This window comes from Paenibacillus sp. cl6col (assembly GCF_900102125.1).
GTDB lineage: Bacteria > Bacillota > Bacilli > Paenibacillales > Paenibacillaceae > Paenibacillus_B > Paenibacillus_B suaedae.
Genome location: NZ_FNAZ01000001.1, coordinates 577,547 through 592,609 on the forward strand (window position 1 = coordinate 577,547; position 15,063 = coordinate 592,609).

Below are 15,063 nucleotides of genomic sequence, written 5' to 3' on the forward strand. Positions count from 1 at the left end.
ATTCATCATAATAATCTCTTGTTCCATGCTAAAGCTCGTTTATATTTTCTCAGTTGTGTCTGTCTAGTCCAATATAAAAAGTCGCAGTCTAATCAAAAATACTATGAGTCTGCTACTGCAATCCAAGTTCGAGCTCTTCCTGCGAAATCCTTCCTCGCTCGCAAAAAATTATGCCTTCTTCGGAAATAAGCAGATCCACCCCAATGTCATGGGGCTCCATCGGAACATTATCAGTAATCTGCCAAGAATAGACACAGCTTATCCGCACGACCGAGAGATCCCCTTCGATATCTTGATTGTTCGTGAAGCTCTCCATATAAGACTGCCAGAAGCGATCATAATATCCAGCCCCTAATCCGAGTCTGCCGCCTTCGGTATCAAATGCAATACCAGGTACAATAATCACGTCTAGACTTGTCCATTCTTCACTCGGCAGCAAGTCCGTATGTGCCTCAGGTTCACGGAGCCCGAAGCAGCCATCCGTAAACGTCGTCTGCTCATCCCATCGATGCAGTGTCATTGTTCGTGTAGCAGGGATTGTTCGCGGCAAGTAAATCTGATCTCCAGCTTCTAAACAAACAGCGAACAAGGGTTTAATGTCCAACTCTCTTCCAAATGGCCAATAGCCAAATATCCGAAGTGGGCGCTTCAAATGTTCCCGCAGCTGCGCGAAATAGGCAGAAGCATGGTTACATACTTCTGCACTGGATACAGCGTACTCCTTCTCCATTACCGCCTTTCGGCGCTGTTTGAATCGTTCTCGAAGTGTGCCTTTATCTGCCGCTTGCTCCAACTGTACCCCTCCTCGGCTGCGTTACATTCTTCCATTCGGCGTAAATCTCTTATGTATGTTCATTTGCTCTTATTTTCACTCATTTTCACCATTTTCAACCTTAGTTTACCATCCTTACTTCATTTCCGCTAGCTATACGCAAGCATTCTCCATTTTCGATACCGACTGCTTTCAATATTATCATCTCATACATGGAAAGACTTCGCACTTTTCCGCATTTTCATGTAAACTTAAGGGGATATGTTCAATTCTGATTGCTCTTGTAGCACGGATTGGACAACCTCTTAAGACATGGTAGTTTGCCCAAAACGGAGGAGATACCGATGCTGCTTCAAGCGAACGGCATATGCAAAAGTTACGGGATTACCCCCGTGTTATCCAACATTACTTTTCAAATTTTAGAGCGTGAGCGAATTGGCCTAGTTGGGGTCAACGGCGCCGGCAAGTCTACGCTCCTGCAAATGATTGCGGGAGAGCTCACACCTGATGATGGCATCATATACAAGTCGAAGGAAACTCGAATCGGCTATCTTGCCCAACATACCGGTCTCCATTCAGAACGGACGATTTGGGAAGAGATGATGTCCGTATTCTCTCACCTCATTGAGGCTGAGCAGGAGCTTCGAGAATTAGAGCGTCTTATTGCTGACCCTGCAACTGCGGAGAATGAATCTCGATATGAAGAGATCTTGCGTCGATATGCGGAGCAACAAGATTGGTTCCGCCAGCATGGCGGCTACGAGATGGAGACGCGTGTGCGAAGCATCTTGCACGGCATGGGATTTGGTCAGATGGATCCGAACACGATTCATATTCACACGTTGAGCGGTGGACAGAAGACGAGATTGGCACTTGCCCGAATTTTGTTGCAACAGCCTGATTTGCTTCTGCTTGACGAACCTACGAACCATCTAGACATCCATACCCTTACATGGCTCGAAGGTTACTTACGCTCCTATCCTGGCGCTGTCCTTGTTGTATCGCATGACCGGTACTTCCTAGATGCGATGGTGACGACGATCATCGAGATCGAACGCCATCAGGCCAAGCGGTATACAGGCAATTATTCGAAATATATCGAGTTGAAGGCAGCCGAATATGAGCAGCAAATGAAACTCTATGAGAAGCAGCAAGTTGAAATAGCTAAGCTTGAGGACTTTGTACAGCGCAATATCGTACGCGCCTCAACAACCAAGCGTGCACAAAGCCGTCGTAAAACACTCGAAAAAATGGAACGAATCGATAAGCCATTAGGGGATCTGAAGCGTGCAAGCTTCAGCTTCGAGATTACACGTCAAAGCGGGAAAGATGTGCTTAAAGTAGAAGAAGCATCTGCATCCTATGACCATAAGCCTCCATTATTCCGCCACGTAAGCTTCGAATTGAAGCGTGGAGAAATGGTCGCACTCATTGGCCCGAACGGAATCGGCAAGTCCACCTTGTTGAAAGCATTGACTGGCAAGCACGATCTTTTAGCTGGACAGATCCAATGGGGCACGAATGTTACGATTGGTTACTATGATCAGGAACAGACAAATTTGAACCCGAATGTAACCGTCATGGAGGAAGTATGGTCTGCCTATCCGCATATGGATGAAGTTCGTATTCGAACCGTACTCGGAAGCTTCTTATTCAGCGGAGACGATGTACAGAAGAAGATCGCTTCTCTCAGTGGTGGGGAAAAAGCTAGAGTAGCACTAGCCAAGCTGATGCTCCTACAAGCAAATGTGCTCATACTCGATGAGCCGACCAACCATTTGGATCTATTCAGCAAGGAAGTGCTCGAATCCGCTCTGATTGACTATGAAGGCACACTGCTCTTTATTTCACATGACCGTTACTTCCTCAACAAGATGGCTGAGCGCATCGTGGAAATGAGTGCAGAAGGAACGTGTCATTTCCTAGGAAATTATGACGACTATGTAGAGAAGAAGCAGCAGCTGGAAGAAGATAAGGATCTGCTCTCCACAAATCCATCTCAGCCGAGCAAACCTGCTTCATTCCAGAGCAGTACGGCGGAAGGCAAATCAGAAGCAGCACCTAGCGGATTGTCTACGTATGAAGCAGATAAGCAGTCGAAGCGAGAAGAACGCGCACGACAACGTAAGCTGGAGCAAATCGAGAAGCAAATTGCCGAGTTGGAAGCAGAGATTGCTGCTCGTGAACTAGAACTTACCGAACCCGAAGTGTTCAATGATTATGTACGCGTCCAGTCGATTCAGGAACAATTAGATGCGTCCAAGGCCGCACTTGATGAAGTATATGCCGAGTGGGAGCTGCTTATGGAGGCATAAGAAAGTTTATCCTCAATACGTGTTGAAAAGGGATCTCCATTGGGATCCCTTTTTTTGTATACACTTCAGGCACCATACAACTTATCCATATGATCTATGTGATAGAAACTACCTTTCCGTTCGTCAATTCCACTAACTGCTCAGGCGTTAATTGAAAGACAGCTTTGGGATGGCCTGCTGCGGCCCATATCACTTCATATTTCATCAGTTCTTCGTCGATCAGCGTCTCAATCGATTCCTTATGGGCAAACGGCGGAACTCCTCCGATCACATAGCCTGTATGTTCTCGGACAAAATCAGCATCTGCCTTGCCAATCTTTTCATTCAATAGATGACTGATCGCTCTCTCATTTACGCGATTCGTACCACTTGCCACAATTAGCAAAGGGAGGTCTGCAGCTTTTCTGCGAAATATAATTGACTTTGCGATTTGCGATATTTCACACCCGATTGTGTTTGCGGCTTCTTGCGCGGTTCTCGTGCTATCCGGCAGCTCAACAACCTGATTAGGCAGACCCCTAGCTGCAAGCTTGTCCTGCACAATCTGCGCACTGTTCTTAAGCTCATCCATTCCAACACCTCCATCACAGCTCGGTGAATCAATTTTACTCTGAATGGCTACTTACAAGATGGGTCAGTGCTGAATAACATCAGCACCGAACCATTATTTATCGCTAGTACGATAAGCCATCCTGCAGCATTCATGCCCTACATTTCATTCCACGAAATGGAATTTTCATGAATAAATGCAGACTTTAAGACCACATCCACGTAAATCACAGGTTATTCACAAGAATCATTTTTATGAAACAGAAATCTAATTTTCATTTTTACTCATTTTTTATTGGTAGACCAGTGTTTTGATTTTGTAAACCAAGATTATCCACTGTTTTATCCACATTATCCACAATTCCAGTGTATTCCATTGCAAATGTTATTCTTTTTTTCACAAAAACTAGATCCTTAGTCCTGCATGGCCGAAAGCGTTCTATCCACGTTTTCAACGGAATATGTGGATAACTTTGTCCACACTCCGTTAGGATACCTCCACAATCCCCGACTGGGCAATAGGGTCTGACTCAGCCACTTGGCCTCGAACGGCTTGATTGCATGCAGCAACATAGGCTTGTGCAGCCGCCATTACAATATCTTGGTGCATCGCACTTCCTTGGTATCGGCATTCATTGCACGACACGGTAACTATGGCCTCGCCCGCAGCATTCTCCCCGGAAGACAAGGAATGAAGCTCTAAGTCTTCAAATTGAATCGGTTCAGAGAAGGACTGCGTAATTGCCCGTATCACGGCTTCAATTGGCCCGCTGCCCACACCGGCATAAGTATGCTCCATTCCAGTATCCTGCTTCTTAACTACCACGGAGGCAACACGACTGCGAGAGCTCCCCGCTATTACTTGAACATCAAGCAGTTCAACAGCCTCTAGCTGTTCATTCAACGTCTCCCCGATGCAATGAAGCAGTTGTTCATCCGTCACAACCTTCTGCTGATCAGCCATCTGCTTGAAGTTCGCATATACCTCTTCCAACTGATTCGTATCCAATGAGACTCCATATTGGGCAGCTCTATGCTTGAGTGCATGGCGTCCCGAATGCTTGCCCAGAATAATCATATGATGAGGAATGCCCAGCTCAACAGGATCCATGATCTCGTAAGTGCTGCGGTTTTTGAGCAATCCATCCTGATGAATACCAGACTCATGCTGGAAAGCGTTGCGGCCCACAATCGGCTTGTTGAATGCAATCGGGAAATGCATCATGCGGCTAACCATGCGAGACGTTTCGTATAAGTGCTCTGGCTTGATCTGCGTGCCCGCCCGCAATACATCATTCCGCGTATTCAGTGCCATCACGAGCTCTTCCAAAGCGCAATTGCCTGTGCGTTCCCCAACCCCATTTACCGTTACTTCAATCTGAGTAGCTCCTGCCTGAATCGCAGCGATGCTGTTCGCAACAGCAAGACCCAGATCATTATGGCAATGGGCACTGAATTGAACTTGGTCTGCCCCCCGCGCGCCTTGTCTCACCTTGCGGAATAATGCCCCGTACTCCTCAGGGAGAGCATAACCAACTGTATCCGGCAAGTTAATAATTGTGGCTCCTTCTTGAATAGCAGTCTCTACAAGTTCAATTACATAATCAGCGTCTGCGCGTGTCGCATCCATAGCCGTGAACTCAATCTGATCTACAAATTGCTTGGCGTAGGACACCATTTCCCGTGCCATTTGCTTCACTTCTTCCCGAGTCTTGCGCAGCTGATATTGCAGATGAATATCCGAAGCGGAAATAAAGAGATGGATACGTCTCTTCGCTGCATCTTCGGTTGCGCGAACCGCAGCATCGATATCCTCTTTTACCGCACGTGCAAAACCACAGATTTCGACCTCAGGGAACATTCTTGAAATGCGCTGTACGGCCTCAAATTCCCCTGGGCTGGATACCGGAAATCCCGGCTCCATGACATCTACGCCCAATGCAGCGAGTCTCCCCGCCAGCTCCAGCTTCTGATCCAACGTGAGAGCTGCACCTGGTGCTTGCTCTCCATCCCGCAGCGTAGTATCGAAAATTCGAATCATATTGCTATTGTTCGTTGACATAGAAAGTCCTCCTTCATATGGAAAGGCTATAGGGAATCAGCATAGAAACTCGTTATTCATCTTCAAACGGAAATTATTTTTCTGTCGCCCAGAGACATACTCCAAAAGGAGAAATGAATACAAAAAAACCTATCGTCTCCACGTATCAGGAGACGACAGGTTGTATGCCGCGGTACCACTCCGATTGAAGGTCATATAAGATGCAGGCGCAGCCAGCTCCTATTCGAGACCTTCCTCTCATGCCTGATAACGGCAGGTACCGTAACTGCTTATCGAATATAATCGGAATATCGTCATATCCAATCATGCTCGTTCAGCTGTTCCACTCCCAGGCGAGTTCAGACTTTACTGTCACTGCGTCGCATCACCCCGCAGCTTGCTGTGAGACAGTTCAACTCTTACTACTCCTGTTCGTTGTGTATGAATACTATGTTATTGTCGTGTCGTTCGATTAAGTTGGGTGACAATAAAAAAACCTGTCGCCTCGTTAGAGACGACAGGTGTTCTGCCGTGGTACCACTCTAGTTGATGAACTCCATCTTCGCGATAGATGAAGCCTCATCCGCTTCATGCACATGTCGATACACGCAGGCCACAGCCTAGAAATATATCGTCATGTACGCCCGATGACGGGGGCTACCGTATCTGCGTACTTCATTCCGCCGATCCGCTCACAGGCGAGTTCAGGCTTGCTGCCACTGCGTTGCACCATCCCGCAGCTCTCTTCATTTGAACAGCAATTTCCCTACTACTCCTGATCTTAGCGTTATACCGTATTTCCCATTCCATGGAAGGATTTAGGTTTGATGATTATTATATTGCCCTCATCTGAAATCGTCAATACCTAATTATCGACGTTTGAAAGAAGCTGCATTCTGCAATGGATTACACGGACCACGCTTCTAAGGAGAACGATGGCTCTGCCTTGAAGTCAAGCGGCGTAGACTGACCATGCTTCCACTTCAAGTAAGCAGCAGCTCCAATCATTGCCGCATTGTCCGTACAATATTCGAATGGCGGGATGAGCAGCGGAATCCCCTCAGCAGCACAGCGTTCTGCCAATGCTGCCCGCAGGCCCCGGTTGGCGGCAACCCCTCCGCACAGCAGAAGCTGCTTCGCACCGTATTGTTGAACAGCCCGCATCGCTTTGCCAATCAGCACGTCGATGACAGAGAGCTGGAATCCACGGGCAATTCCTGCGTAATTCGGCTCGTCCCCCTTCATCTTTGCCTGGTTGACCGCATTCAGCACGGCAGATTTCAATCCACTGAAGCTGAAGTCGTACGATTCGGGATCAAGCCAAGCTCGGGGCATCTCGACCTCCTCGGTTGATTCAACTGCCAGCCGGTCGATATGCGGACCTCCCGGATATGGGAAGCCGACTGCCCGTGCTACCTTGTCATAAGCCTCGCCTACTGCGTCGTCTCTTGTACGCCCGATTACCTGGAATTTTCCTTCTTCCTCCAAGAGCACAAGTTCTGTATGACCCCCAGACACTACGAGCGCCATGCATGGGTACTCAATCTCTTCCACTAGTCGATTCGCATAAATATGACCCGCAATATGATGAGTTCCAATGAGTGGAATATCAAGAGCCATAGACAGTGATTTGGCTGCGACAACGCCAACAAGCAGCGATCCGACTAGACCCGGCCCTTGTGTTACCGCAATTGCATCTACATCTGCCATCGTAACGTCTGCTTCCTGAAGCGCCTGCTCCAGCATCACCGTAATCGTCTCGACATGCTTGCGAGAGGCAATCTCCGGAACAACTCCGCCGAAGCGGCGATGAACGTCGATTTGACTGGACACCATATTGGACAGCACCTCTCGTCCATCGCGGACGATAGCTACTGAGGTCTCATCGCAGCTCGTTTCAATAGACATAATGAGGCAAGAATTATCTTTAATAGATTGGTTCGTCAATGATTTCACCTGCTTTAATCAGTTAGCGCCTTAGGGTCTTGCATAGGGAGCCGTAGGATCCAAGTCTGACCACATAATAAGCGCGTCTTCTTGGTTATCGGAGTAATAGCCTTTGCGCACGCCTTGCGAAGTGAAGCCGAACTTGGCATACAATCGCTGTGCGACATGATTCGAGACACGCACCTCAAGTGTCATTCGCAGCATTTCAAGTGAGTGCGCCAGCTGAACTAGCTCTTGGAGCAGCATTTCTCCGAGCCGCTGCCCTCGATATTCTGGATGTACAGCAATATTCGTAATATGCGCCTCATCCAGGACGGTCCACATTCCTGCATAACCGATAATACGCTCACCCGCTGTCATCACGATATATTTTGCAAATAAATTGTTCGTCATCTCATTACGGAAAGCATCTTGTGTCCATGGCAACGTAAATGAAGCATGCTCAACCGCGAGCACACCCGAGATATCATCAATCGTCATACGGCGAAATTGAACATGTTGAGCTTGTTTCAGCTGAGAAGAGTGGTTAACATTCGCCTCGTCCTGACCCGCATGCCGTGGCTGTGACACAATTCCAGCCTTCTGTTCTTCAGCTTGTCCCATTCGAAGTACGCTCCTTTACGATTGTTGTACAGCCTTGGCTGCCGCCTGCTCCTTCGCTAGCAGCTTAGATTCCGCTTCCGTCAATTGTGTGTAATTCGGCTCAAGCCGGTGTGTGTCACCAATCTCCCCTTGATGGAAGGCCTTGCTTCCAATTCGGCCGATCCAATGGGCCTTCATCATACTAGGAACCGCATGTATCCGATCTCCGAATTGTTCTTGAAGTGCTGCAATTCGTTCCATATGCGGCTCAATCTCTCCGACGAACCATACATGTTCAGGCATATCAGCCGGCTCTAAATCAGTGGATTGCAATACGTGTTCCACCTCTTCAGCCACCTGACTGAACAATCGAATCCCATCCTCTTGCACGCGATATCCGAGCTGTGTATCCCATTCCGATTCTTGTCCAGAAGTCTTATCTTCTACTTCGACAGCACCTGTATCTGTTCCTGTGCGGAACCGAGCCGTATATACTTGGCCTCTCCGAGCGTCCACTAACGGATAGACCCAGTCTTTGCCTATCTTTAGGGTCCCATCTGAGACTTTTCCCTCGCGAACAGCTTCTAGTCCACTTAGCGCTAATGCATGCAAGCTTGACACACCTACAACCGGCTTGCCCCATGCCCAGGCCATGGTCTTCGCAGCTGTAACGGAAATTCGCACACCTGTATAAGAGCCTGGTCCAATCCCCACTGCAAGGAGAGAAAGATCGCTCCCCTCCCAATCCAGACCCTTCAGCATGGATTGCATCGCTGGAACCAGCTTCAAGGAGTGATTGCGTTCAGCCTGCGATTCAAGCTGAGCTGCTGTTCTCCTATCATGAAGAAGCGCTAGAGCCATAGTAGAAGTAGAGGTATCTAACGCTAACACCTTGACTTGCTCATGTTGTACTGCCATGATTCATACTCCCATCCGTTTCAATTCATTCACCCATGACACGTACGGCTCCCCGTATCCAGTCAATCGAATGATGCGTTCTGTCTCTCCCTCATTCTGAATGAACAAGTGCAAATGCTGTGGAGGCAAGATCGGGGTAATAATGCTGGACCATTCCACCAAGGACACGCCTTCTCCATAGAAGTACTCATCCAGCCCCAGCTCGTCCGCTTCAGCCATCGATATCCGATATACGTCCATATGATATAAAGGCAACGCATCGCCTTCGTATTCCTTAATAATCGTAAAGGTTGGGCTGTTCACGACACCCGTAATGCCCAGCGCCTTCGCTACAGCCTGTGAGAACCTCGTCTTGCCTGCGCCTAAGTCCCCATCAAGCGCGATTACAGTTCCCGCATGGAACCGTTCAGCCAGCCGGGAAGCCAGTCGTTCCGTATCCGCTTCGCTGCTTGAGCGGAAGGCAAATTCCGCAATTTGATTCATATTTGTCCTCCATCACGATACGTATAGTAACTAAGTTATCATTATAGCATAAATTCAACATCTCCAAACCGAGATCTACCTTAGAAACATGCGAAGTCATCGTACAACTATACCCTTAGGAAAATGATTTCTATGACCCTACATGTAATCCATGGTACACTCCCCTCACCATCCTAAAACCATTTTCACCTGCCAAAAAGAAAGGCATAAATCAAATGTCTAATATACAAAAAGACACCTGCATGCCGCAGGCGCCTTCTCCCTTCTCTTGATACCATCATTCCTTACAAGAGGCGTTAATGCTTTTTCTCCTCAACGAGGCGGTCTACCGCTACCGTCTGCGTGTTCAATGGACTCGTTCCCACTTGAACGGTCGCCATACTATTCGCTACATCCACGCTTTCAATCCACACAGACTGCTCCCCATCCAAGCGAACAGGCACCGTATCCTTCATCTCTAATATTTGTTTCGCACGGTTGGCATCCATCATCATGCCCCATCCTCCTTCATTTTCAACTCCGCATGCGGCACATCCTGCCTGCAGCCACCTTCTGTTAAGATGGCTCAGCGCTTCCTATTTCATGCATGCTTCAGAATGGGTAACCCCAGTGCATCTGTCACATACTGAGATCAGGCAATCATTTTGCATTTCTCATGCTTACTAATGAGATCATCAAGTATCAATAAGCAAAGGAGGCACAGCATGCACACGGTATGGAAAGGCGCCATAAGCTTCGGCCTTGTACACGTCCCTGTCAAAATGCATACTGCAACGGAGGATAAGGATATATCCATGCGCATGATTCATAAAGAGTGCGGAAGCCCGTTATCCTACGTTCGATCATGTCCGGTATGCGACAAAGAGGTAGCCTGGGACGAAATCATCAAGGGATATGAGTATGAGAAGGGCCGATTCGTCTTATTCGACAAAGAGGAACTTGAGCAGCTGCAAGAAGAGGCCAACCGCGCTATATCCATCATTGATTTTGTCGATTTGCAGGAAATTGACCCAATTTATTACCAGAAAACGTATTACCTCTCCCCAGACCAGGCAGGGGCGAATGCGTATCAACTCCTGAGGGAAGCCCTCAATGAGACTGGCAAGATTGGAATTGCTAAGGTTACCCTTCGTGCAAAGAGCAGTCTTGCTGCAATCCGTGTGTTGAACAATTGCCTCGTAATGGAGACGATGCATTACCCCGATGAGATCCGGGCTTCGACTCAAGTACCGAATGTTCCGGAACAGGTACAGGTGAACCCTAAAGAACTCGAGATGGCCAAGCTGCTTATTAGCCAGTTATCAACTACCTTCGAGCCTGAAAAATATACGGACGAGTACCGAGCACGCCTATTGGAACGTATCGAACGGAAAATTGCAGGACAAGAGGTTCGGACCGCTCCTGCTGCTCAGCCTACCGCCAATGTCGTTGATTTGATGGCTGCATTGCAAGCCAGCATCGAGGCAATGAAATCACCTGCACCGATTAGCACGGATACAGGCGTAAGCCAGCCGGTAACAGCAAGCAATGCAACAGCTACAACAGAAGGTGCATCGACCCGGAAACGAAGAACAACAAAACGAAAATCAGAAACGGCAGCACAGGAAACAAGTACCGTTCAGACCGATGCAAATGCAGCTGTGAACGATTCAGCCCTGTCCGAAGAAGCTCCTCGAAGCAGGCGCAAGACTCGCAGCACTTCCACACGTGTTCCAGCTAAGCAAGCAGCTAGCGGAGAAGCTGCAGAACCAGCACCTCCTGCACGTCGACGCAGAAGTACTAAGAAATCGAAGGAAGGCTTGAGCTCCTAATGAGAGAGGATGGGCCGCGTAATCTGACTGGAACGTCGATTGCCAATTCTAACGTTCCCTCACAATCAGACTTACTTTCTATACCTTCTAATCAAGGTACAGAACAGACGAAGGAATCTCTTTCTTCTGCGTATCGATTGCCTGCGCCTCCCATGTCCCCGCTGCTGTCCTCTCATATCCCGACAGGAGCAGGCTGGACGCATCAGCTAAAGTGGGATGGGGTACGCATATTAGCTTTATGCTCTCCTGGGAGCGTACAACTGTACTCGAAGAAATTGCTTAACAAGACCAGTATCTACCCAGAAGTAACCGGGATACTCAATCAATGGTCGAGAACGCTTCAACACCCTGTACTCTTGGATGGAGAAGTCGTTGTAATGGATCCTAAGACGCTGCGCCCGTCATTCCCGCTTGTGCTTCAGCGGGAGCGGACAAGAGCGCAAGGAGCAGGCGAAGCGTTGCAAGCCATCTATGTTCTCTTTGACCTGCTCGCATGCAATGGGAAGGATATCCGAGCACGCCCCTACTCTGAGCGATATGAACGGCTTACTAGCCTGTCTGCACCATCAACAGAACGTTGCTTCGTCACGGATTGCTTCGATGATGGCGATGCCTTATGGCAGTGGGTCAACGAGCGTGGGTGGGAAGGAATCGTCAGCAAGCGATTGGATTCGCCCTATGTAGAAGGGAAACAGCATCGAGATTGGATGAAGAAGAAGAAGGATATGCAGCTTGAATCTTTCGTAATTGGCTATGTGCGTAAGGACAATCGTCCTTCCAGCATTGTCTTGGCGGATTCTACAGGGCAATATATGGGCAAGGCCTCTATCGGATTGGACGAGCTCCGCAGACAGCTGCTTACGGCATGGGCAATCAAGCACCCGGCTGACCGTCCAGTAACACTAGGGTTGCCCGCTTCTTTATCGAAGGAGCAGATAATCTGGTATCGACATCCGATCCCTTGTCTCATCGGTGCTCTAGAATACACAGACGCTGGCTTGCTTCGCCATCCGCGCATCTTAACGCTTCCATTGCTTAATACCTGAAATTCCAAAACATTTTCAAACACGGTACCTGATAAATTCGGCTATAGCGCGTTGAAGAGTGGCCATAGAGCGGCCATCATCAATGTGCGTGAAGGAGGTTTCATATATTGGGAACTTCGAAGGGGACTAGAAGCCAGGCACAGACTTCTTCCGCGACATTGAACATCGGCGGGAATCATGTGCAGATTACCAATCCTGACAAGATGCTGTTCCCCGAAATGGGGATTACAAAAGGACGGTTCATGCAGGAGCTTGTACGGCTTAGTCCTTATCTGCTGCCTGCATGTGAAGGAAGATACTTAACGACAATACGTTATCCAGATGGCGTGAGCGGAAAATTCTTCTATCAGAAAAATGCCCCTGAGCCCACTCCGCCTTATGTTAAAACGGCTGTATCGGAGGGCATTTCTTATGTGGTGCTCAATGACATTACGACACTGCTCTGGCTTGGGAATCTGGCATGCATCGAATACCACCCCTCCCTGCATAAGGTTCATGACCCGCTTCCGACGGAGTGGATTATTGATCTCGATCCATCTGTAGAAGAGGAGCCTCGAATCATGGAGGCAGCCTCGCTCGTCGGTGATATGCTGGAGCAGCTGGGGCTCCGCTCCGTGCCGAAGACCTCCGGTGCAACTGGCGTACAGATTGTAATCCCCATCGAGCAGGGCCCTTCCTTTACTCAGTTAAAAGAACTGGGACATGTGGTTGCGGCTTATTTATGCGAACGTCACCCGAAGCTGTTCACGATTGAGCGATTCAAAAAAAATCGCGGCACTAATATTTATATCGATTACATGCAGCATGACAAAGGACGAACCATCGCGGCTCCCTATACACCGCGAGCAACGCGATATGCATCCGTCTCCATGCCGCTTACTTGGGATGAAGTCAGACGGAATCCGATGCCTCGGGATTTCCATCTGCTTAATGCTGCTGATCGCCTGCAGCTAACAGGCGATCTCATTCAGCTTGAGCCGAAGCAGCACATTGAGCCAGTATTGGAAGCACTAGCAAGCCACATTGCTGCATTACAGAAGCGGCGATAGCAGCCGAGCCAATGCCTCGGCTGCCCGTTGCCAGCGGGAGCGATGAATGAACTTCGTATAATCAATTTCAACACTGTCATCAAAATCCTTATAGAAATCCTGCTCCAATCGTTCAATTGCCTGCTTGTCGAACAACACCGCATTGATCTCAAAATTACTAAAAAAGCTACGCATATCCAAATTCGCAGTTCCGACTGAACCCAGCGCGTTATCCATAATAAATGCTTTTGCATGGGCGAAGCCTTTCTGATATTGATAAAAGCGAACCCCGGACTGCATGAGCTCTTCCACATAGGATAAAGAGCCCCAATCTACGATGCGTGAATCCGACTTCCCCGGAATAATAACCCGCACATCAATTCCGCTTACCGCTGCCGTCTTCAATGCAAGCCGGATGCTTAAATCAGGAATGAAGTATGGCGTTATTATCCACATCCGTTCCTGCGCCGAGCTTAATGCTCCGAAGAACAGCTCTTGAATGGCATCCCAGCTTGCGTCTGGCCCGCTTGAAATCATCTTCACCTGCTCACAGCCTTGACAGGTATGTTCAGGAAATAGATCCTGCCGATCATTCGGCGGCTCCTTCACAAAGGACCAGTCGTGTAGAAAGACGGCCTGAAGCGCGTAGACACCATCCCCTACTACTCGCAAATGTGTATCTCTCCAAAACCCCAACTTGTGGTTCAACCCTAAATAATCGTCACCGATATTAATACCTCCAACAAATCCAATCGTCCCGTCAATCACGACAATCTTGCGATGGTTCCGGTAGTTGAGCCTGCGCCGAAAGAAAGATACCCACACAGGAAGGAACCAATGAAATTCCACGCCTGCCTGCTGGAGCTTGCGCACATATTTGCGCCGCAGCTCAATGCTTCCTACCCCATCCGCAATGATGCGCACCTTGACGCCTTCCTTCGCCTTCGCAATCAGTGCTTCTTGAAACATCGTGCCAATACCATCATCTCGAATAATATAAAATTCCATATGTATATGACGCTTCGCCCCGCGGATAGCGTCCAGCATCGATTCAAACGCAGCCTGTCCATTCGTTAATACCTCAGTCGAATTGCAGCTGGTTATCGGGCTGGGCGACAAAGTAGAAATTAAAGAAAACAAACGTTCATGCTTAAGCATATCGCTGTTGTTCAATTCCTCAACTTGATCAATAATACTCAACTTGGACAGCTCGCTTTTATTAACGTATTCTCCCCACAATTCATGCTTGCGCACACGTCTACGAGCCGTATATTCCTGAGCCAGAAAGTAATACATGACAAAGCCAATGAGAGGAAAGCAGAAAAGAATCAATAACCAGGCAACTGCTTTAGATGGATGCTTGTATTCTGAGAGCACAATCGTCACGATTTGGAAGAAGTACACAAGCAATATTACGATGACCCATATCATGAATTCGTGCAACCTCCGTAATGTGACGTCTTCTATTTATACCATATTCCTATCCATTCCAGATCATTTGATGGTTCACACGAACAGTACTGCGTTTTTTCCATTGTATCCTCTTGTACAATAACCACACTCCATGTACA

General features: G+C 48.3%; 13 protein-coding genes and 2 other annotated features. Of the genes, 4 read left to right on the plus strand and 9 right to left on the minus strand.

All coding sequences use genetic code 11. From position 1 onward, the window contains the following. Positions 1-112 precede the first annotated feature (112 nt). Positions 113-793, minus strand: a complete 681-nt coding sequence (locus BLS15_RS02455; RefSeq protein WP_051614010.1) for a 5-formyltetrahydrofolate cyclo-ligase — start codon at positions 791-793, stop codon at positions 113-115. Between the two features lie 323 nt (positions 794-1,116). Between BLS15_RS02455 and BLS15_RS02460 the strand changes: the two genes are divergently transcribed. Beyond that, positions 1,117-3,087 carry an ABC-F family ATP-binding cassette domain-containing protein gene (locus tag BLS15_RS02460; protein WP_021254331.1) on the plus strand — a complete coding sequence of 657 codons (1,971 nt, stop codon included), beginning with the start codon at positions 1,117-1,119 and terminating at the stop codon, positions 3,085-3,087. Positions 3,088-3,181: 94 nt separating this feature from the next. On the opposite strand, the gene BLS15_RS02465 is transcribed toward BLS15_RS02460, so the two are convergent. The 7 genes from BLS15_RS02465 to BLS15_RS02495 all read right to left on the minus strand — a co-directional run bounded on the left by BLS15_RS02465 (position 3,182) and on the right by BLS15_RS02495 (position 10,095). Further along, positions 3,182-3,658 carry a YbaK/EbsC family protein gene (locus BLS15_RS02465; protein ID WP_028531652.1) on the minus strand — a complete coding sequence of 159 codons (477 nt, stop codon included), beginning with the start codon at positions 3,656-3,658 and terminating at the stop codon, positions 3,182-3,184. A 465-nt stretch (positions 3,659-4,123) separates the two neighbouring features. Beyond that, the gene (locus BLS15_RS02470) at positions 4,124-5,698 is read right to left on the minus strand and encodes a 2-isopropylmalate synthase (protein WP_021254333.1); all 1,575 of its coding nucleotides are present in this window, start codon (positions 5,696-5,698) and stop codon (positions 4,124-4,126) included. A gap of 145 nt (positions 5,699-5,843) precedes the next feature. Then, positions 5,844-6,122 (minus strand) — a binding site (T-box leader). A gap of 62 nt (positions 6,123-6,184) precedes the next feature. Beyond that, positions 6,185-6,469: a binding site (T-box leader), on the minus strand. Between the two features lie 114 nt (positions 6,470-6,583). Continuing rightward, the gene (gene tsaD, locus BLS15_RS02475; protein ID WP_051249927.1) at positions 6,584-7,585 is read right to left on the minus strand and encodes a tRNA (adenosine(37)-N6)-threonylcarbamoyltransferase complex transferase subunit TsaD; all 1,002 of its coding nucleotides are present in this window, start codon (positions 7,583-7,585) and stop codon (positions 6,584-6,586) included. Positions 7,586-7,654: 69 nt separating this feature from the next. Beyond that, positions 7,655-8,104, minus strand: a complete 450-nt coding sequence (gene rimI, locus BLS15_RS02480) for a ribosomal protein S18-alanine N-acetyltransferase (RefSeq protein WP_051249928.1) — start codon at positions 8,102-8,104, stop codon at positions 7,655-7,657. Between the two features lie 138 nt (positions 8,105-8,242). Then, the gene (gene tsaB / locus BLS15_RS02485; RefSeq protein WP_028531649.1) at positions 8,243-9,124 is read right to left on the minus strand and encodes a tRNA (adenosine(37)-N6)-threonylcarbamoyltransferase complex dimerization subunit type 1 TsaB; all 882 of its coding nucleotides are present in this window, start codon (positions 9,122-9,124) and stop codon (positions 8,243-8,245) included. Positions 9,125-9,127: 3 nt separating this feature from the next. Next, positions 9,128-9,607, minus strand: a complete 480-nt coding sequence (tsaE, locus tag BLS15_RS02490; protein ID WP_021254337.1) for a tRNA (adenosine(37)-N6)-threonylcarbamoyltransferase complex ATPase subunit type 1 TsaE — start codon at positions 9,605-9,607, stop codon at positions 9,128-9,130. 296 nt (positions 9,608-9,903) lie between these two features. Next, positions 9,904-10,095: an H-type small acid-soluble spore protein gene (locus BLS15_RS02495; RefSeq protein ID WP_028531648.1), complete on the minus strand. Its 192-nt coding sequence runs from the start codon at positions 10,093-10,095 to the stop codon at positions 9,904-9,906. 216 nt (positions 10,096-10,311) lie between these two features. Between BLS15_RS02495 and BLS15_RS02500 the strand changes: the two genes are divergently transcribed. From BLS15_RS02500 to ligD, 3 genes are all read left to right on the plus strand, one after another. Continuing rightward, a complete protein-coding gene (locus BLS15_RS02500; protein ID WP_028531647.1) occupies positions 10,312-11,418 on the plus strand; it encodes a non-homologous end joining protein Ku in 1,107 nt (368 codons plus the stop codon). Continuing rightward, positions 11,418-12,464, plus strand: a complete 1,047-nt coding sequence (locus BLS15_RS02505; RefSeq protein WP_021254340.1) for an ATP-dependent DNA ligase — start codon at positions 11,418-11,420, stop codon at positions 12,462-12,464. The genes BLS15_RS02500 and BLS15_RS02505 overlap by 1 nt, the downstream gene beginning before the upstream one ends. A 107-nt stretch (positions 12,465-12,571) precedes the next feature. Next, a complete protein-coding gene (ligD, locus tag BLS15_RS02510) occupies positions 12,572-13,513 on the plus strand; it encodes a non-homologous end-joining DNA ligase (protein WP_021254341.1) in 942 nt (313 codons plus the stop codon). On the opposite strand, the gene cls is transcribed toward ligD, so the two are convergent. Continuing rightward, positions 13,496-14,923 carry a cardiolipin synthase gene (cls, locus tag BLS15_RS02515; protein ID WP_021254342.1) on the minus strand — a complete coding sequence of 476 codons (1,428 nt, stop codon included), beginning with the start codon at positions 14,921-14,923 and terminating at the stop codon, positions 13,496-13,498. The two genes, ligD and cls, sit on opposite strands and share 18 nt — an antisense overlap. Positions 14,924-15,063: the final 140 nt, after the last annotated feature.

Excerpts from the sequence above, each read along its gene's own strand:
- rimI (WP_051249928.1), bottom strand. The coding sequence starts at position 8,104 with ATGACGATTGATGATATCTCGGGTGTGCTCGCGGTTGAGCATGCTTCA.
- BLS15_RS02495 (WP_028531648.1), bottom strand. The coding sequence starts at position 10,095 with ATGGATGCCAACCGTGCGAAACAAATATTAGAGATGAAGGATACGGTG.
- tsaE (WP_021254337.1), bottom strand. The coding sequence starts at position 9,607 with ATGAATCAAATTGCGGAATTTGCCTTCCGCTCAAGCAGCGAAGCGGAT.
- cls (WP_021254342.1), bottom strand. The coding sequence starts at position 14,923 with ATGATATGGGTCATCGTAATATTGCTTGTGTACTTCTTCCAAATCGTG.
- BLS15_RS02505 (WP_021254340.1), top strand. The coding sequence starts at position 11,418 with ATGAGAGAGGATGGGCCGCGTAATCTGACTGGAACGTCGATTGCCAAT.
- tsaD (WP_051249927.1), bottom strand. The coding sequence starts at position 7,585 with ATGTCTATTGAAACGAGCTGCGATGAGACCTCAGTAGCTATCGTCCGC.
- BLS15_RS02465 (WP_028531652.1), bottom strand. The coding sequence starts at position 3,658 with ATGGATGAGCTTAAGAACAGTGCGCAGATTGTGCAGGACAAGCTTGCA.
- BLS15_RS02500 (WP_028531647.1), top strand. The coding sequence starts at position 10,312 with ATGCACACGGTATGGAAAGGCGCCATAAGCTTCGGCCTTGTACACGTC.
- tsaB (WP_028531649.1), bottom strand. The coding sequence starts at position 9,124 with ATGGCAGTACAACATGAGCAAGTCAAGGTGTTAGCGTTAGATACCTCT.
- BLS15_RS02470 (WP_021254333.1), bottom strand. The coding sequence starts at position 5,698 with ATGTCAACGAACAATAGCAATATGATTCGAATTTTCGATACTACGCTG.
- BLS15_RS02460 (WP_021254331.1), top strand. The coding sequence starts at position 1,117 with ATGCTGCTTCAAGCGAACGGCATATGCAAAAGTTACGGGATTACCCCC.